The following is a 16736-nucleotide window of genomic DNA, read 5'->3' as shown; positions in this document are numbered from 1 at the left end:
CGGTCCCAACCCGCTGGATGCCACCTTCGGCCCCGAGGTGGTGTTCCACAAGGCGCCCCCCCAGGCCAATACGTCCCCCCTTAGTGGTTTTCAGTTCTTCGGCGAGGTCGAGATCGACGGCAAGACTGCGGAATTGCAGGTCACCCTCAGGGATCAGGATGGCCGTCCGCAATTTACCCAGAAATTAAAGCCTATACAGAGCAATACCACCCCTATAGTATGATTTAATTATTGGAAGTCCCCCTGCACAGTAATCAAGAAGAAGCCGAAGTTCGCGCAAATGCTACAATCTGGTAGTTATCAGGTTGGAGTTGGCCATGCACGAAGACATCAAGAACGCGTTCGAAGACCTCAAGCTGAGCATCGCGACCTTCAACGAGCGCTGGCCAGGCAAGGTGGTGGCTGCCCGGGTCTGGCGGCTGCCTTTGTTGGCGCAGCAGCGAGTGCCGGATCACATCGCCGCAGAGGCTTTCGAGGGCAGCGCCGCGGTGGAGCTCACCCGCGACGCCTTGCTGGCTTTCCACCTGCAGCCAGGGCAGGCACCAGGCACCGTCAGTCGCTTGCCAGGCTATATCGCGCTGGCCGAGCCGTTGATGGAGGAGATCCTGGCCATCAATAGCTGCAAGGCGGCCTTCAGTGCCGCCATCGAGCAGACGCGTCTGGAGCTGGAACTGGCGCCCGAGGCGCGACCGCGCATCATGCGCAAGGCGCTGGGAGGGGCCTTCAATACCAAGCAGCTGATCCGCAAGGTGCACGGCTTTCCCGATCCGGTCCGCCAGCTGACCTTCACCTGGGCCGGTCATACCGCCGGAGGAGAGCGGGTAAAGGTGTCCAAGGTACGGGAACAACTGAAAACCCTGGCCATGGCGCGCGCCGACCGCGAGCGAATCGCCCTGGATCGCACCCCGGAATGGCAGGAACATCAGGCGCTCAATCGCATGGCGGATGACGACATCCTGGTCCGGCACAAGAAGATCGCCCCGCATCCACGGGCGATGCTCTGGTTCGGTGAGGAAAGCCGTTATGACGCCATGATCCACGCGAACCTGCCGGTCTTCGTGGTACCGGCCGAGGACGGCATGCAGGTCGTCGATCTGCGCGATTTCGACCGCACCCAGCGCGGCGCGCTGCGACCCGACATCAAGCCGCGTCGCGAGGTCCTGGCCACGCGGCTGCTCTACCTGCCTACCGACAATCCGGAACGTCCCGCCGCCCAGCGCAACAACGAGGCGACCCTCAAGCGCTCGACCTACAGTCGTTGAGGGTCAGTGGCGTTACCGAGGAGATGAATGTCGTAACCAGATCCTTCGCCGCCGAGTGAAAAGGTAACGAAATCCTCCGCAACAACTGCGTGAACGCCGAGCCCGAATCTATGAAACCTAGAAATTTCAATGACTTATGAATGTTGGCACGGCGAGTGCTTTATTACTGGCACAAGAACAATAAGATGCGCCGCTAACCGCCCACAACAAGAACAAGACGGCCAAGGCTCGCGAACCGATCATTTTGGAACTCGCCAGAGCGACCAAAGTAATCTGTTCACTTCCCACCTCCTTGGTGGGGCGTACCAAAGATCGATGACGTTGACGTCCGACAACAAGAACAAGAGGACAGCAGACGTACTTGAACAGGGGAGCCTTAGGGCTCCCTTTTTTCATGCCTGCCAAAACGCTCCAATACCACTTGCAAGACGTCAAGCAGCCACATCTAGCCCCGCCTGCCTTAAGCCCATCCCCCCGTCCTGAGAAAGCGTTGCCCTTGGCCGGTGCTCCCGTCCTTGTTGGCCTATGCTCACAGGAAGGGCGTCGCCAGAGAGGCTGACGACACGGCTTGGCTGGAAAGGGGAGCGGGTACTGGTGAGTTTGAACGTGATGGTAGTGGGAGCGTATGGAAATTTCGGCTCCATCATCAGCCGCCGTCTGTCGCGAGTGGACGGGATCGAGCTTGTGCTCGCAGGGCGCGGAGCGCAGATAGCCCAGTTGGCGCAGGAACTAGGCACCCGCTTTTGGCAGGGCGATGTGCTCGGCACTGACTTCGCCAAAGCGCTAAGCGCGTTCCAGGTCGGACTCGTCATTCACACTGCGGGGCCTTTTCAAGGGCAAGACTATGCGGTGGCCAGGGCCTGCATAGCCGTGGGCGCGCATTACTGTGATCTATCCGATGCACGGGAATTCGTCGCGGGCATCACCCAGCTCGACGAGTCCGCAAGGTCTCGCGGCGTAGCTGTGCTCAGTGGCTGCAGCTCTGTTCCTACGCTGTCCGCCGCCGTCATTGAGGCTTTTCTCGCGAAGGCAGGTGGCGATTTTTGCGCGCACAGCCTGCGCTACGGCATCACGTCCTCTGCCAAGATGCCCGGGCTTTCCACCGTCCAGGGCGTACTCAGCTATGCCGGACGTCTCGTTCCCCAGCAACGCAATGGACGGCTGGAGCAGGTGCCTGGCTGGTATGGCCTGGAGTGGGTATCCATAACGGGCATGCGTGGTCGGCGTCTCGTGGCCAACGTGGATGTGCCTGACATGGCGGTATTTCCAGAGCGCTATGGTCTTCGTGACGTCTGCTTCAAGGCCGGTCCAGGTCTCGCCCTGGGCACCTTCGCCAATCATCTGTTGGCACGCGCCATACGGAGTGGACTTATCAGCCGACCTGATGGCATCGCCAGCAGGCTGCATCGCCTGGGCCGCCGGTTCGAGGCTTTTGGCAACGGTAAAAGCGCCTTCTATCTGGAGCTGGGCGGTGTCAAAGATGAGCAACCATCGCGCTACCGCTGGGAGCTTCTGGCTACGCACGACAAGGGCCCGCAGATACCCTGCTGTGCAGCCATTGCCTTGGCTTGCAAGATGGCAACAGGCTTCCAGCCCACGCCAGGCGCTCGCGTCTGTGTGGGCGAAATAGATCTGCAGGAGTATCTGGAGGCGATAGGGCCTTCGTTCATCACGGTCACGGAGTGGTCGCGATGACCTATCTGGTACTGAAGTACCTGCATATCCTGGCCGCGGTTTTCCTGTTCGGATTCGGCATGGGCTCCTACCTTTATCTGATCGCTGCCACACGCAGTCGTATACCTCAGGTCATTGCCCAGGCCGCACGCATGGTGGTGTTCTTCGATACCTGGATCACCACACCCGCCGGCTTTCTGCAGTTGGGCACAGGCATCGCATTGGTCACGCTGATGGGATTGTCGGCATCCTCCGGCTGGGTATTCGGCTCACTCCTGGTATTTTTCGCCGTAGGAGCGCTCTGGTTACCGGTGCTCTGGCTGCAGGGGCGAATGCTGAAGCTTGCACGGCAAGCCTCGGAGCGCGGCGAGGCGCTTGGCCCGGATTTTCAGCGAGCTTACAGACTCTGGTTCTGGATGGGTGTCGCCGGCTTCCTCGGGATGTTCGTCATCCTGCTGATGATGGTCACCAAGCTCTATCCCCATCAGCTACTGGCGTTGTATCGCTAGGGATTCACGGTCCGAGTTTGGCGCGTTGCGCGTCCTTGATCTATCGTGTGCGCAGCCCATCAGCCGCGGATACCTGTCCATGAGCCTTGCGAAGACCTTGCCTGCCCAGTGGCTGAACGAACCGACGCGCTGGTCCGATACGGATGGCCTGCTGCACATCAGTACCGATAGCGGAACCGACTTCTGGCAGAAGACCCAATACGGCTTCGAGCGTGACAGCGGGCATTTCCGCGGTTATGCGGCCGGTGCGGATTTCACCGTGCAGGTACGGATCACCGGGACCTTCACTGAGCTGTACGATCAGGCTGGCCTGATGGTGCGGCAGGGTAGCACGCGCTGGTGCAAGACGGGGCTCGAGATCAACGATGGTATCGCCCATCTGGGCAGCGTCCTCACCCTGGGGCATTCCGACTGGGCCCTCGGGCCCATGCCTGATGCGTTGCGCGGCTTCTGGCTGCGGATGACACTGCATGACGAGGTGCTGCGCCTGCAGTATTCCCTGGATGGTCTGACCTGGCCGCTGTTGCGGCTGTGCCGGTTCGCGAGCGAAGAGGGCGCGGACCTGCAGGTCGGGCCCTATTGCTGCTCGCCGCAGCGCGAGGGCCTGGAAGTCAGCTTCGCTGACCTCCAGATCGGGCCGGCGATCGTCAAGGAACTGCATGACCTGAGCTGACTGCAGGGTAGATCAGCTCATCCAGTTGCCGCCGTCGACGTTGTAGGTCTGGGCGACCACGAAATCGCTGTCACTGGACGCCAGGAACAGCGCCATGCCGACCAGGTCCTCGGCGGTTCCCATGCGGCCGTAGGGTACGGCTTCGCCGACCAGGCGCTTCTTCTCGCCCAGCGGCCGTTGCTCGTAATGGGCGAAGAGGGCGTCCACACCCTCCCAATGCTCGCCGTCGACCACGCCGGGGGCGATGGCATTGACGTTGATGCGGTGCTTGATGAGGTCGAGGCCGGCCGACTGGGTCAGGCTGATGACCGCGGCCTTGGTCGCGCAATAGACGGCGACCAGGGCTTCGCCACGGCGACCGGCCTGGCTGGCCATGTTGATGATCTTGCCGCCGTGGCCTTGGGCGATCATCTGCCGGGCAGCGGCCTGCAGGGTGAACAGGGGGCCGGCCACGTTGATGGCGAACAGCCGGTCATAACTTTCCCGGGAGATCTCGACGATGGGGGCCAGGTCGAACAGGGCGGCATTGTTGACCAGGATATCGAGCTTGCCGGCGGTAGCGACCACCTGGGTGATGGCCGTGTCGATGGACGCCTGGTCGGTGACGTCCATGGCCAGGGCGTAGGCGCGCTCGCCTAGTTCGTTGGCGGTCTCCCGGGCTCGTTCGATATTGATGTCGGCGATGGCCACCGTCGCGCCTTCCCTGAGGTAGGCCTGGGCGAAGGCCTTGCCGATACCGCGGGCGGCGCCGGTGATCAGGGAGCTTTTTCCTTCCAGTCTGTTCATGGTCTTGGCTCCAATCGAGAGACTGACCGCGCGGTGCAGCGCGCGGTCAGGTCTTGGGTAAAGGGTCGTTACTTGAGATAGCCCGCGCGTTTCATTTCGCGGGTCGTCGAGGTCTGGGCCGCATCGAGCGCCTGCTCGACGCTCATCTGGCCGGTGAGGGCGGCGGAGAACAGCTTGCCGACCGAGGTGCCGATGGCCTGGAACTCGGGAATGGTCACGTACTGGATGCCGACATAGGGCACCGGCTTGGCCGAGGGATGAGCCGGGTCGGCGTGCTGCATCATCTCCAGGGTGATCTTGGCGAAAGGCGCAGCGCTCAGGTAGGCCGGGCTGTAGGTGGACTGGCGCGTGCCAGGCGGTACGTTGGCGATGCCGTCTTGGTCGGCCACCAGCTGGATGTATTCCTTGGAGGTCGCCCAGGTGATGAAGGTCTTGGCAGCCTTCTTGTGCTTGGCGCTCGCCGGGATCGCCAGCGACCAGGCGTACAGCCAGGAGGAGCCCTTGTCGGTGACCTCGTGGGGCGAGGCGGCGAAGCCGACCTCATCGACCACCTTGCTCTGGCCCTTGTCGGTGGTGAAGGAGCCGGCGACGCTGGCATCCACCCAGAGCGCGCACTTGCCGCTGTTGAACAGCGCCAGGTTCTCGTTGAAACCGTTGCTGGAAGCCCCGGGCGGCCCGTACTTCTTCATGTTGTCGACGTAGAAGTTGGCCGCTGCCGTCCACTCGGGACTGGTCAGTTCGGGGTGCCATTGCTCGTCGAACCAGCGCGCGCCGAAGGCGTTGCCCATCAGGCTGAGCAGCGCGACGTTTTCCCCCCAGCCGGCCTTGCCCCTCAGGCAGAGACCGTATTGCTCCTTGTCCGGCTGGTTGAGCTGGCTGGCGAACGCGGCGAGTTGCGACCAGGTCGGCTTGTCGGGCATCTGCAGGCCGGCGGCCTTGAACAGGTCCTTGCGGTAGTAGGTGACGGTGCTTTCGCCATAGAACGGCAGGGCATAGAGATGGTTGTTGACCGACAGTCCCTGGCGGACCGCCGGGAAGATGTCTTCGACGTCATAGCTGGCAGGCAGGTTGTCGAGCGGCTCCAGCCAGTTCTTGGCCCCCCAGAGCGGGGTTTCGTAGGTGCCGATGGTCAGGACATCGAATTGGCCACCCCCGGTGGTGATGTCGGTGGTCAGCCGCTGCCGCAGCACGTTTTCTTCCAGCACCACCCAGTTGAGCTTGATATCGGGGTGCTGTTTTTCGAAGACCTGGGACAGCCGCTGCATGCGCACCATGTCGCTGTTGTTGACGGTGGCAACGGTGACCGATTCGACGGCCTGGGCAATACCGGTCAACCCGAGACCGGCCAACAGCAGCAAGGCGATAGGGCGCTTCATCTTCTTCTCTCCGTGACTGCCACGACGGGCAGCTTGTTGTTGTTATGAATGGCAGGCCGCCGATATAAATCTGATCTCGACAGGCCCGCTGGAGAGGATTACAACAGCAGGGCCAAGCCGCTGGCTAACCTGGCATTGACCAGTTGCCGATACATTTTTGACCTTGATCGCCGAGCGCAACCAGGTCAAAAAAGCATCGATAGCCAGGCCGACCGGTGTGGGCCTACAAGAACAAGCAGAGGTACATCATGAAGGCGACCGCCTTCCTCGAGGCGCGACCGGCAGAGCTGGAAGTGATCCTTGCCGCGCCCGACCAGAGTTTTCGCTGGTACGAGCACGACTATCCCTATGCCTTGGCGCGTTGGAATCACCATCCCGAGTACGAGATCCATCTGATCCGCCAGGGTAGCGGACGGCTACTGGCCGGCGACTATGTCGGGCCGTTCGCAGCCGGCCACGTGGCCATGATCGGGCCGGACCTGCCGCACGACTGGATCGGCGATCTGCCACCCGGCGAGGTGCTCGCCGGGCGCGATGTGGTCATCCAGTTCAATGGCGAGCTGTTGCGCTCGCTGAGCACCGTGGCTCCCGAGCTGGGCGACTATCTACCTTTGCTGGAACAGGCCAGGCGCGGCCTGGAGTTCAACGGCGACACGGCCCGGCAGGCGGCGGCCTTGATCGAGGCGATGGGCCAGGCCCAGGGCGCCGAGCGACTGCTCAGGCTGTTCGCCTTGCTGGGCTTGCTGTCCCAAGCGCCGGAAAGCGAAAGGCTCCTCCTAGCCAGTGCCTGTTATGCGCCGGCACTGAATGCTCGCAGTTCCGCCCGGGTGCATCAGGCCTTCGACTATCTGCTGAGCGAACTCACCGAGGATATCCGGCTGCCGGTGATCGCCAGGCGCGTCGGCATGAGCGAGGCGGGGTTTTCGCGTTTCTTCAAGAAGGTCACCGGCCACGGTTTCATCGAACTGGCGCGCAAGCTGCGCATCCAGCGAGCCTGTCGGCTGCTGCTGCAGGCGGAATTGTCCATCGCCGCCATCTGTTTCGAGGTCGGCTATTCCAACCTGTCCAATTTCAACCGGCATTTCCGCAACGAGACCGGACAGACGCCCAGTCAGTATCGCCAGAAGCAGATCGGGACCCGGCGTCAGCAGCCGAATGGGTGAGGGCGGGCGAGGGTGGTTGTGCCCTGGACCGGTCGGGCTTTTATAGAGGGAGGCGTACCTGGCCCCGGAGCGCCAGATACGCCGAACACAGCCTTATTCCGCGCTGGACGGTTTGGCCCAGAGGTTGATGTCGCCTTCGACCGCATGGGTATCGATCTCGGCCAGTTCCTCGGCCGTAAAGCTCAGGTTGTCCAGGGCCGCCACGTTTTCCACGATCTGTTCGGGCCGACTGGCACCGATCAGGGCGCTAGTGATGCGCGGATCGCGCAAGGTCCAGGCCAGGGCCAGCTGCGCCAGGCTCTGGCCGCGGCGCTTGGCGATGGCATCCAGGGCGCGGACCCGGGCCAGGTTCTCGTCGGACAGATGACCTTGCTGCAGCGACTGGCCACCGGGCTGATTGACCCGCGCCTCGGCCGGAACGCCATTGAGGTACTTGTCGGTCAGCAACCCCTGGGCCAGCGGCGTAAAGGCGATCACGCCACTGCCGATGTCCTCGGTCGCATCCAGCAGATCCTTTTCGATCCAACGATTGAGCAGGTTGTAGGCCGGCTGGTGGATCAGCAGCGGGATCTTCCAGTCGGCCAGCAACTTGGCCATTTCCCGGGTCTTGGTGCCCGAATAGGAGCTGATGCCGATATAGAGCGCCTTGCCTTGCTGGACCGCCGTGGCCAGGGCACTGGCGGTTTCTTCCAGCGGCGTGTGCTCGTCGAAACGGTGCGAATAGAAGATGTCGACGTAATCCAGACCAAGACGCTTGAGGCTCTGATCCAGGCTGGCCAGGACGTATTTGCGCGAGCCGCCACCTTGGCCATAGGGTCCGGGCCACATGTCCCAGCCGGCCTTGCTGGAGATGATGAGTTCGTCGCGGTAGGCCGCGAAGTCTTCGCGCAGCAGCCGACCGAAATTGATCTCGGCGCTGCCATAGGGCGGCCCGTAATTGTTGGCCAGGTCGAAGTGATTGATGCCCAGATCGAAGGCAGTGCGCAGCAAGGCGCGTTGACGATCCAGCGGCGTGGTGTCGCCGAAGTTGTGCCACAGGCCCAGCGAAAGCGCCGGCAGCACGAGACCGCTGCGACCCACGCGGCGGTAAGGAATACGGTCATAGCGATCGGAAGCGGCTTGATAAGCCATGCAAAACTCCTTGGGATGGAATACGTGTTGGAAACCCAGGACATTCGCGCGCGGTGACACAGGCAGAGGCGCGACAACCGGAAAGAACTCCGGGAACGGACGCCATCCGATTAAAGCTGTCGACGGCGTCTTGTACAAACGGGCGCTGCGGAATTTGCGGTGCAGGTGTACGGTAAGCGGCAATCTGAATCCTTGGAGTCGTAGTGCCAGGCAACGTGGCGAGGTCGTGGCGAATTGGAGGAAGCCGCCAGCGTGAAAAGGCAGACACCTGGTGCAGCACTCCATAACCATAACTTCGCATAATGTATATTATGTTAAATTTGATATGGGCAGGTGCTGGTCATTGCCCTTTGCCATCCAATTAGCCCACTGCCTTTCTCCCTTACTGCCAGACCAGGCTCGGCTTCGACTTCCCTACCCTGGCATCGTCGACCAGCTTGTTTTTAACTGCAGCAATTGCTGCTTGTGACGAATCTTCGCTGCGCGAACAAAACCGTCTTTGGCTTGCACCGCTGGACCTGTACACGGCTGCAGAACAATTTCTCGCCGGCATCCAGTGTCACCCGCACGCATCGCTGCTCAGCGTTTCTGCTAAAGGTCGTTCAGCGACGATCCTGAAGACGCGCCTGTTACCGACCGCGCCTTCAGGATCTTTCAGCTCACCGTTGAACGTTCTGGCTGCTTGTCGCCAGTCATCCAGCCAAGGCCTGCTCCAGGCGCTGCAAGCGTTTCTGGTAGATCCGACGTGCCGCTAATGCATCTTCCAACGTTACGGCGACGAACCGCGCCTTCTGATTCGGCTGCAGCTGGCCGATCAGATCCAGGTCGCTGCTGATGACCGTGCCGATCATGGCGTAGCCGCCGCCCGACACCGCGTCTCGGTGCAGGACGATAGGTTCGAGGCCCGCCGGTACCTGGATCGATCCGATGGGATAACAGCTGTCGACGATATTGGACGGATCCGAGCCGGCACCAAAGGGTTGTTCGCGCGGCGTGAATGCCAGCGGTCGACCGCCCTTGAATCTATAGCCGATGCGATCAGCTTCGGAGCCCACCGTCCAGGTATCGGCGAAAAAGGCTTCGGCCCCGTCCGCGGTCAGGCGGTGATGATAGAGACCGGGTACGACACGCAAGGTCACTTCGCCGCCGCAGGCCGGTACCAGATCGCTCGGTAACCGAGTTCCAGGCTTGGCAGCTGCCGCTGGCGTTCCGATCGGCAATTCGTCTCCCGCGGCAAGACGTCGACCTTGGAAGCCACCGAGGCCACCCAGCGTATAGGTCGAACGACTGCCCAGCACCTCGGGCACATCGAAGCCTCCGGCCACCGCTAGATAGCCGCGGGCACCGGCCTTGAGGTAATCGAACTTGAGCACCTGGCCGGCCCGCACCATGAAGGCCTCGTCCAGCGGCATTTCGGCGCCGTCCAGGCGTGGCGTCATGCGCGCGCCGCTCATGGCGACCAGGGCGTCCTCGGCGAACTGCAGCTCCGGCCCGAGCAAGGTGCATTCCAGCGCGGCGGCGCCGGGTGCATTGCCCACCAGCAGATTGGCCGCGCGCAAGGCATAGCTGTCCATGGCGCCGGACGGCGGAATGCCCAGGTGATAGTAGCCTTCGCGACCGAGGTCCTGGATCGCGGTGGCCAGGCCGGGTTTGAGTACCTTGATCATGCCGGCTCCTCCATCAGGGTGCGTGGATAGCCGCGGGGATCGTCGAGAAAGGCGTCCAGGGAAAAGTCCACCGGACGGATATTCAGGGTGAAGCTACCCTCCTCTACCTCTGCCAGCATCCGGTCGTATTCCGCGCGGTCGATGGCGCGGAAACGGACGATGTCGCCGGGCCGGAAGAACACCATGTGGTCGTGCAGATAATCGAGGCGCTGCGCCGGATCGTAGATGGGCGCCGGCGTCACACCGAACATCTGGTAGCCGCCGGCGCCCCGTACCGAATAGATGCAGCCGAAGCAGCCGCCGTGGCCGAGGGTCTGCTTGGGCGTGTCGGTGCGGGGCCGCAGGTACTTGGGGACCTGCAGCTGCCGCTCGGGCTCCACCATCTGGAACATGAACGGCAACCCGGCGACGAAGCCCACCATGGAAACGAACCAGGGCGCGCCGCTGTGGGCCGCGATAAAGGCGTCGACGTCGGCCAGGCCGTTGATGCGCGCGGCGTATTCCAGATCGGTGGCGGTCGGATCCTGGTGGCGATCGCGAAAGCGCATCAGCGTCTCGTGGGTCCAGGGATCGTTGTAGAGCACCGGGATCTCGATCAGCCGCGTGGCCAGTTCGCGCTCGGCCACCGCCTGGTCTTCCACGCCCTGGACGGCGGCCAGCAGCCGGTCGGGCGGCAGGACATCGGGATCGAAGCGAATCTGGAAGGAGGCATTGGCCAGGCAGATGTCGTGGATGCCGGGCAACTGCAGCGCCTGCACCGCGCGGGTCATGGCCAGGCCACGGAAAAAGGTCTCCAGGGACATGCTTTCGGACAATTCGACGAACAGGTGCTCGTCGCCGCCAAAGCTGTAGCGGATCGCGGTCGTCATGCGGGAATCTCCTCGGCCAGCCAGTGTTCCAGGGTACCGGTGTCGAAGCAGGCTTCGATCACCCAGGGTTCGTCCAGCAGCCGTCGATGCAGGGATGCGGTGGTGGCCATGCCGGTAAGGCGCAACTCGTCCAGCGCCTGACGCGCACGGGCCAGCGCCTCGGTGCGATCGGCGCCATGGGCGATGAGCTTGGCCAGCAGCGAGTCGTAGTAAGGCGGCACCCGATAGCCGGCATAGAGATGGCTGTCGACGCGGATGCCCGCGCCACGCGGCCAGGCGAGCTGCTCGACCGTTCCGGGACTGGGGAAGAAATTGCGCGCCGGGTCCTCGGCGTTGAGCCTCAGCTCGATGGCCGCGCCCAGCAGATGGATGTCTTCCTGGCGCAGCCGCAGGGGTTCGCCACCGGCGATGCACAGCATGGCCTGGACCAGGTCGATGCCGGTGACCATCTCGCTGACCGGATGCTCCACCTGGATGCGGGTATTCATCTCGATGAAGAAGAACTCGCCTCGGGCTTCGTCGAACAGGTATTCCAGAGTGCCCGCGCCGCGATAGCCGAGACTTTCGGCCAGACGGACCGCGCTGGCGCAGAGGGTCTCGCGCTGGGCAGCGCTCAGCACCGGTGATGGTGCTTCTTCCAGAAGTTTCTGACGGCGACGCTGTAACGAGCATTCGCGTTCGAACAGATGCACCGCGCGCTGGCCATCGCCCAGGATCTGTACCTCTATATGGCGAGCGTGCTCGATGAAGCGCTCCAAATAGAGGGCACCGTTGCCAAAGGCGGCCTGGGCTTCACGTTGAGCGAGGGGAAATTCCCGCGCCAGTTCGGCGGCATCGCGGGCCAGGCGGATGCCCCGGCCTCCTCCTCCCGCCGACGCCTTGATCAGCAGCGGATAGCCCACCGTCTCGGCTGCCGCTATGGCCGCTTCTATATCGGCCGGTTCGGCGGCGGAGCCAGGCACCACCGGCACGCCAGCCGCCAGGGCGGTACGCCGCGCCTCGGCCTTGTCGCCCATGCGGCGAATGATGTCACCCGAGGGGCCGACGAAGATGGCACCGGCCTCCTCCACTGCATCGGCGAAGGCCGCGCTCTCGGCCAGGAAGCCATAGCCGGGATGGACCGCATCGGCACCGCTGTCGTGCAGCGCCCTGAGCAGCGCGTCGATGTTGAGGTAGCTGCGATCCGCCCGCGCTGGGCCGATCACCACCACGGCATCAGCCTGCCGCGCCGCCAGGGAATCCTGGTCCGCCTCGCTGCAGGCTAGCACCGTCTCGATGTTCAAGGCCTTGGCGGCGCGCAGAATACGGACAGCGATCTCGCCACGATTGGCGACCAGCAGACGGCGGATGCCGCCCCCTGTCGTGCTCACGAGTCGGCTCCGCTCAGGGTGGCCAGCAACTGACCCGGCTCGACCGGATCGCCGTCTTCGACCACGAAGGCCGCGAGGGTCCCGGCGACCTCGGCGTGGACCTCCGAGAATTGCTTCATCACCTCGACCAGGCCGATCACGGTACCGGCGGTGACGGTTTCCCCGACATCCACATAGGGCGCCGCATCAGGTGTGGGTTTGCGATAGAACGTCCCGGGCAGGGGCGAGAGCACCGAATGTTCGGCCATGACGATTCCTCTTCTAGGCGATGTTGTCGGAAAGGCAGGCGTAGCTAATAGGTGAAGGATCCGGCGTCTCGGGCGCCAGTATCGAACGCGGAACTAGTCGGCGCGGGGTGCGCGCACGGCGATGCCGGCGGCGTCCAGGCGCTGGCGAATGGCCTGCGCCAGGCCCAGCGCACCAGGGGTATCGCTGTGCAGGCAGATGGATTCGAAGGTCACCTCGACCTCGCCCCCCTCCACCGTGGCGACCCGCCCCTGTTGGCAGGCTCTTAGCACTCGCTCGGCCACCGCCTGGGGATCCAGGGCGCCCACACGCCGGACCAGCACGATGGAGCCGCTGGCGTCGTAGTCCCGGTCGGCATAGAACTCGCGTACCAGGGGCTGACCCAGCTCGCGACCGATGCGCCAGGTGGCGGAGTTGGGCAGGCAATAGAGCAGCAGCTCGGGTTCGAGCCGCTGCAGGGTCTCCACCAGCAGGCGGGCCGCCGTCTCGTCCCGTGCCAGGTGCATGAACAGCGCGCCATGGGGCTTGAGGTGTTGCAGGCGCAAGCCGTGCAAGCGGGCGAATTCACGCAAGGCGCCGAGCTGGTAGACGATATCGGCCACCAGTTCTTCGGCGGGCATCTGCAGCGGGCGGCGCCCGAAGCCCACCAGATCGCGATAGCCCGGATGGGCGCCGATGGCGACATTGCGCGCCTTGGCCTGCAGCACGGTGCGCTGCATGAGGCTGGGATCGCCCGCATGGAAGCCAGTGGCGATATTGGCCGAGCTGACCAGATCGAGCAGCTGGTCGTCCACGCCGTCACCCAGGGTCCAGGCGCCCAGGCCCTCGCCCATGTCGGAATTGAAGTCCACCTCGATCATTGCGGTATTCCCTGGCAGCGGTGCGTTGTCCTCGACCTTATGACTGCCCTGCCCCCTTGGGAAGATTTATTATCCAAGGTTCAACGTTCGGAAAAATCGATACCTCAGGACGATCCCTATGGCCCTAACCCTGCGTCAACTGCGCTACTTTGCCGCGACCGCCGAACTGGGTCAGATCTCCCAGGCCGCCATCCACCTGAACATCTCCCAGTCGGCGGTGACCAGCGCCATCCAGGAACTGGAGGGCCTGCTGGGTGCCAGCCTGTTCGTCCGTTCGGCCCAGGGGATGGCCTTGACCGACGCCGGTCGGCATTTCCTCAACCATGCCTACGGCATCCTGCGCGGGGTCGACGACGCCCTGAGCAGCGCCCTGCCCGACCACCGCGCCAGCGGCGAGCTGCGCATTGCCGCCAGCTACACGGTGATCGGCTACTTCCTCCCCCACCACCTGCAACGCCTGGCACAGCTCTATCCCGAGGTGACGGTGGCGGTGCACGAGCAGGAGCGCCAGGCCATCGAGGAAGCGCTGCTGGACAAGCGTATCGACATGGCGGTGGTGCTGACCGCCAACCTGACCCACGAGGACATCGTCTCCGAGACGCTCTTCAATTCCGAACGCCGACTCTGGCTGCCCAGTGGCCATCCCCTGCGCGATCGACCCAACGTCAGCTTGGCCGACGTCGCCCGCGAGCCCTACGTACTGCTCACCGTCGACGAGGCCGAACAGAGCGCCATGCGCTATTGGCGCCAGTCAGGCCTTGAACCCCAGGTGCGCTTGCGCACCAGCTCGGTGGAGGCCGTACGCAGCATGGTGGCCAACGGCAGCGGCGTGGCCATCCTCTCCGACCTGGTCTATCGCCCCTGGTCCTTGGAGGGCAAGCGCCTGGAAACGCGCACCCTGGTGGAGCCCATCACCCCCATGAGCGTGGGGCTGGCCTGGCACAGGGAGCATCCACTGACGCCGGCCATGCAGGCCTTTCGCAGCTACTTCCACAGCGCCTTTCTGGCGCCCCAGCAGCTGGGCGCACGACGGTGACTGTAGATATAAATCCTCACGATCGAAAGGATTCGATCTGAATAATAGCTTGGATAGCTAAAATCCTCACGACCTTGAGGATTGCACGGGCCATCCCTTTAGCGTTAGCCTGATCCTCACGCTCGTGAGGATAAATCATGCAGGTGCTACTCAAGAATGCCGCCGACCTTGGCGCCCTCGTCCGCCAGGCCCGCAAGGCCCAGGCCTTGCGCCAGGACGATGCCGCCGGCAGTCTCGGCGTCAGTGAAAACTTTCTCGGCAAGGTCGAGCGCGGTGGCGAAACCGTCCAATGGGGCAAGCTGTTCCAGGTGTTGGAAGGCCTGGGCGTGCGCCTGATCGTGGATCTGCCCCCCGAGGTGGAAGCCCAGCCGGATACCCGGACACTATGAGGCGTGAACTCCTGGCCTGGATCGACGACCAGTTGGTGGGTCGGCTGGCTGACGAGAACGGTATCTGGTCGTTCCAGTACGAGCCGGGTTGGCAGGCCTTCGGGCTCTGTCCGCAATTGCCCTTGCAGCGAGAGCCGCTGATCGATGGCAGTTCGCAGCGACCGGTGCAGTGGTACTTCGACAACCTACTGCCTGAGGAAGGCCAGCGGCAACTGCTTGCCCAAGATGCGCGCCTGGATGCCGCCGATGCCTTCGCCCTGCTGAGCTGGTACGGCGCCGAATCCGCCGGCTCCCTTACCCTGCTCGCCGAAGGTCAGCGCCTGCCGCCGGGAGATCGCCGACCCCTGAGCGATGCCGATCTCTCCCGGCGGATCCAGGCCATGCCGCAGTTGCCGCTGACCCACGAGGCGCACAAGCGCATGTCGCTGGCCGGCGCCCAGCACAAGCTGGCGGTGATCCTCGATGAGCAGGGGCTGCAGGAACCCGTGGGCGCCCTGCCCTCGACCCATATCCTCAAGCCGGACCATCCCCACGAGGCCTTCGCCCATTCGGTGATCAACGAGTGGTTCATCATGCGCCTGGCGGGTCTGGCCGGGCTGATGGTTCCCGCCGTCAAACGCCGCTACGTGCCCGAGCCGGTCTATCTGATCGAGCGCTTCGACCGCGTCCGTACCCCGGGCGGCTGGCAACGGCGCCACGGCATCGACGCCTGCCAGGTGCTGGGTCTGGATCGTCATTTCAAGTACCAGGCAGGTAGCGTGGAGCGCCTGGCCGAACTGGCCCGGCTGTGCGAGGCGCCCGCCGTGACCCGGACGCGGCTATTCACCTGGCTGGCCTTCAACGTGCTGGTGGGCAATACGGATGCTCATCTAAAGAATCTGGGCTTTCTGGTCTCACCGCGGGGGCTGGCCCTGGCGCCCTGCTATGACCTGCTCTGCACGGCGGTATACGAGAGCCGCGCTTTCGACCAGCAGCGCTGGCCGGACGCAACCACCCTCGCCTGGCCGATCCTCGGTGAAAACCGGCTGGCGGCCATCGACCGCGAGCGATTGCTGGATGTAGCCGAGGTGCTGGGTATCAAGCGCTCACCGGCTGCTGCCCAGTTGCAACGCCTGCGCCAGCGCCTGTCCCTGCAGGCTCAGCAGTTGCTGGAACAGACCGAGCGGGAAAACCAGGCCCTGGCCGGCGCGCGACCGGAGCTGCGGGCGGTCTTCGCCGGCGAGTTGCGCTGTCTGCGCGCGATCAGGGCGCTGATCGCCGAACAGGTCGAGCGGCTGGCTTGACGGCTACGCTCAAAGTGGCAACACCGCCAGCAGCTGCTCGCGTCTGAGCTGTTGCAGGCGGGCGATCAGCTCGCCCGTGGGCGTGCCGCTCGTGAACTGTTGCAGGCGCTGACCGGCGACCGATCCCAGCCATTCCAGCTCTTTCGAGCCCGCCGGCTCGACCGCCAGCAGCAGGCAGTCACCGCCCAGCCGGGACAACAGCCGTACGATCCGGCTATGCGGACCCTGGGTGAGCCACTCATCGTGCAGCCCGCCGACGTCCTCCAGCTGCAACACCGGGAGGTCGCTGCAGCCGGGCAAGCCGCTGCGCAATTCCGCCGTTACCGCGGGTTCGAGATCGCCATGCAGGATGACCAGCGCCACGGCCGGTCGGAGGTCGTCTACCGCTGTCCAGAATTGGCTCGTCATGCGGGACCTCCTGGTGATCGGTCGTGGCCTGGGT

The 16736-nt window shown here is 63.7% G+C and carries 17 protein-coding genes and 1 pseudogene; 9 read left to right on the top strand and 9 right to left on the bottom strand.

Annotated features, from left to right (window positions below; translation table 11 throughout):
- From AX284_RS06490 to AX284_RS06470, 5 genes and pseudogenes are all read left to right on the top strand, one after another.
- Window positions 1-223, top strand: a pseudogene (locus AX284_RS06490) (alkaline phosphatase D family protein); the annotation flags it as partial.
- A 94-nt stretch (window positions 224-317) separates the two neighbouring features.
- Window positions 318-1262, top strand: a complete 945-nt coding sequence (locus AX284_RS06485; RefSeq protein WP_068384201.1) for a DNA replication terminus site-binding protein — start codon at window positions 318-320, stop codon at window positions 1260-1262.
- A 594-nt stretch (window positions 1263-1856) separates the two neighbouring features.
- Complete coding sequence (locus AX284_RS06480; RefSeq protein ID WP_068384199.1) at window positions 1857-2957, top strand: saccharopine dehydrogenase family protein; 1101 nt, start codon at window positions 1857-1859, stop codon at window positions 2955-2957.
- Complete coding sequence (locus tag AX284_RS06475) at window positions 2954-3445, top strand: DUF2269 family protein (RefSeq protein WP_068384197.1); 492 nt, start codon at window positions 2954-2956, stop codon at window positions 3443-3445. Before AX284_RS06480 ends, AX284_RS06475 begins: the two co-directional genes overlap by 4 nt.
- A 79-nt stretch (window positions 3446-3524) precedes the next feature.
- Window positions 3525-4118 carry a DUF1349 domain-containing protein gene (locus AX284_RS06470; RefSeq protein WP_064308707.1) on the top strand — a complete coding sequence of 198 codons (594 nt, stop codon included), beginning with the start codon at window positions 3525-3527 and terminating at the stop codon, window positions 4116-4118.
- Window positions 4119-4130: 12 nt separating this feature from the next.
- On the opposite strand, the gene AX284_RS06465 is transcribed toward AX284_RS06470, so the two are convergent.
- Together AX284_RS06465 and AX284_RS06460 are read right to left on the bottom strand one after the other, a co-directional pair.
- Window positions 4131-4904, bottom strand: a complete 774-nt coding sequence (locus AX284_RS06465) for an L-iditol 2-dehydrogenase (protein WP_064308708.1) — start codon at window positions 4902-4904, stop codon at window positions 4131-4133.
- A gap of 68 nt (window positions 4905-4972) precedes the next feature.
- Entirely contained in the window at window positions 4973-6280 is a 1308-nt protein-coding gene (locus AX284_RS06460; RefSeq protein WP_068384195.1) for an ABC transporter substrate-binding protein, read from the bottom strand.
- Window positions 6281-6528: 248 nt separating this feature from the next.
- Between AX284_RS06460 and AX284_RS06455 the strand changes: the two genes are divergently transcribed.
- Window positions 6529-7443, top strand: a complete 915-nt coding sequence (locus AX284_RS06455; RefSeq protein WP_068384194.1) for an AraC family transcriptional regulator — start codon at window positions 6529-6531, stop codon at window positions 7441-7443.
- Between the two features lie 93 nt (window positions 7444-7536).
- Here the strand turns inward: AX284_RS06455 and mgrA are convergent, their stop codons facing one another.
- The 6 genes from mgrA to AX284_RS06425 all read right to left on the bottom strand — a co-directional run bounded on the left by mgrA (window position 7537) and on the right by AX284_RS06425 (window position 13586).
- Window positions 7537-8574, bottom strand: a complete 1038-nt coding sequence (gene mgrA / locus AX284_RS06450) for an L-glyceraldehyde 3-phosphate reductase (protein ID WP_064308710.1) — start codon at window positions 8572-8574, stop codon at window positions 7537-7539.
- Window positions 8575-9266: 692 nt separating this feature from the next.
- Entirely contained in the window at window positions 9267-10241 is a 975-nt protein-coding gene (locus AX284_RS06445; RefSeq protein ID WP_064308711.1) for a biotin-dependent carboxyltransferase family protein, read from the bottom strand.
- Window positions 10238-11110: a 5-oxoprolinase subunit B family protein gene (locus AX284_RS06440; RefSeq protein WP_064308712.1), complete on the bottom strand. Its 873-nt coding sequence runs from the start codon at window positions 11108-11110 to the stop codon at window positions 10238-10240. The genes AX284_RS06445 and AX284_RS06440 overlap by 4 nt, the downstream gene beginning before the upstream one ends.
- On the bottom strand, window positions 11107-12480 hold the full coding sequence (locus AX284_RS06435; protein ID WP_064308713.1) for an acetyl-CoA carboxylase biotin carboxylase subunit: 1374 nt from the start codon (window positions 12478-12480) through the stop codon (window positions 11107-11109). Before AX284_RS06435 ends, AX284_RS06440 begins: the two co-directional genes overlap by 4 nt.
- Window positions 12477-12728: an acetyl-CoA carboxylase gene (locus AX284_RS06430; RefSeq protein WP_064308714.1), complete on the bottom strand. Its 252-nt coding sequence runs from the start codon at window positions 12726-12728 to the stop codon at window positions 12477-12479. The genes AX284_RS06435 and AX284_RS06430 overlap by 4 nt, the downstream gene beginning before the upstream one ends.
- Before the next feature lie 93 nt (window positions 12729-12821).
- Complete coding sequence (locus AX284_RS06425) at window positions 12822-13586, bottom strand: 5-oxoprolinase subunit PxpA (protein ID WP_064308715.1); 765 nt, start codon at window positions 13584-13586, stop codon at window positions 12822-12824.
- A gap of 118 nt (window positions 13587-13704) precedes the next feature.
- Between AX284_RS06425 and AX284_RS06420 the strand changes: the two genes are divergently transcribed.
- From AX284_RS06420 to AX284_RS06410, 3 genes are all read left to right on the top strand, one after another.
- Window positions 13705-14622, top strand: coding sequence for a LysR family transcriptional regulator (locus AX284_RS06420; RefSeq protein WP_064308716.1), 918 nt, complete (start codon window positions 13705-13707; stop codon window positions 14620-14622).
- Between the two features lie 137 nt (window positions 14623-14759).
- A complete protein-coding gene (locus AX284_RS06415; protein ID WP_064308717.1) occupies window positions 14760-15011 on the top strand; it encodes a helix-turn-helix domain-containing protein in 252 nt (83 codons plus the stop codon).
- Window positions 15008-16294 (top strand): HipA domain-containing protein, encoded by a 1287-nt coding sequence (locus AX284_RS06410; protein WP_064308718.1) that lies wholly within the window; start codon window positions 15008-15010, stop codon window positions 16292-16294. The genes AX284_RS06415 and AX284_RS06410 overlap by 4 nt, the downstream gene beginning before the upstream one ends.
- A 9-nt stretch (window positions 16295-16303) precedes the next feature.
- Here the strand turns inward: AX284_RS06410 and AX284_RS06405 are convergent, their stop codons facing one another.
- Complete coding sequence (locus tag AX284_RS06405; protein WP_064308719.1) at window positions 16304-16702, bottom strand: hypothetical protein; 399 nt, start codon at window positions 16700-16702, stop codon at window positions 16304-16306.
- Window positions 16703-16736: the final 34 nt, after the last annotated feature.

Source organism: Pseudomonas sp. HUK17, assembly GCF_001566765.1.
This window is presented reverse-complemented; position numbering and strand designations above follow the sequence as displayed.

Coding starts and splice junctions, on each gene's coding strand:
- AX284_RS06485 (WP_068384201.1), top strand. CDS start 318: ATGCACGAAGACATCAAGAACGCGTTCGAAGACCTCAAGCTGAGCATC.
- AX284_RS06475 (WP_068384197.1), top strand. CDS start 2,954: ATGACCTATCTGGTACTGAAGTACCTGCATATCCTGGCCGCGGTTTTC.
- AX284_RS06470 (WP_064308707.1), top strand. CDS start 3,525: ATGAGCCTTGCGAAGACCTTGCCTGCCCAGTGGCTGAACGAACCGACG.
- AX284_RS06465 (WP_064308708.1), bottom strand. CDS start 4,904: ATGAACAGACTGGAAGGAAAAAGCTCCCTGATCACCGGCGCCGCCCGC.
- AX284_RS06460 (WP_068384195.1), bottom strand. CDS start 6,280: ATGAAGCGCCCTATCGCCTTGCTGCTGTTGGCCGGTCTCGGGTTGACC.
- AX284_RS06455 (WP_068384194.1), top strand. CDS start 6,529: ATGAAGGCGACCGCCTTCCTCGAGGCGCGACCGGCAGAGCTGGAAGTG.
- mgrA (WP_064308710.1), bottom strand. CDS start 8,574: ATGGCTTATCAAGCCGCTTCCGATCGCTATGACCGTATTCCTTACCGC.
- AX284_RS06445 (WP_064308711.1), bottom strand. CDS start 10,241: ATGATCAAGGTACTCAAACCCGGCCTGGCCACCGCGATCCAGGACCTC.
- AX284_RS06440 (WP_064308712.1), bottom strand. CDS start 11,110: ATGACGACCGCGATCCGCTACAGCTTTGGCGGCGACGAGCACCTGTTC.
- AX284_RS06430 (WP_064308714.1), bottom strand. CDS start 12,728: ATGGCCGAACATTCGGTGCTCTCGCCCCTGCCCGGGACGTTCTATCGC.
- AX284_RS06425 (WP_064308715.1), bottom strand. CDS start 13,586: ATGATCGAGGTGGACTTCAATTCCGACATGGGCGAGGGCCTGGGCGCC.
- AX284_RS06420 (WP_064308716.1), top strand. CDS start 13,705: ATGGCCCTAACCCTGCGTCAACTGCGCTACTTTGCCGCGACCGCCGAA.
- AX284_RS06415 (WP_064308717.1), top strand. CDS start 14,760: ATGCAGGTGCTACTCAAGAATGCCGCCGACCTTGGCGCCCTCGTCCGC.
- AX284_RS06410 (WP_064308718.1), top strand. CDS start 15,008: ATGAGGCGTGAACTCCTGGCCTGGATCGACGACCAGTTGGTGGGTCGG.
- AX284_RS06405 (WP_064308719.1), bottom strand. CDS start 16,702: ATGACGAGCCAATTCTGGACAGCGGTAGACGACCTCCGACCGGCCGTG.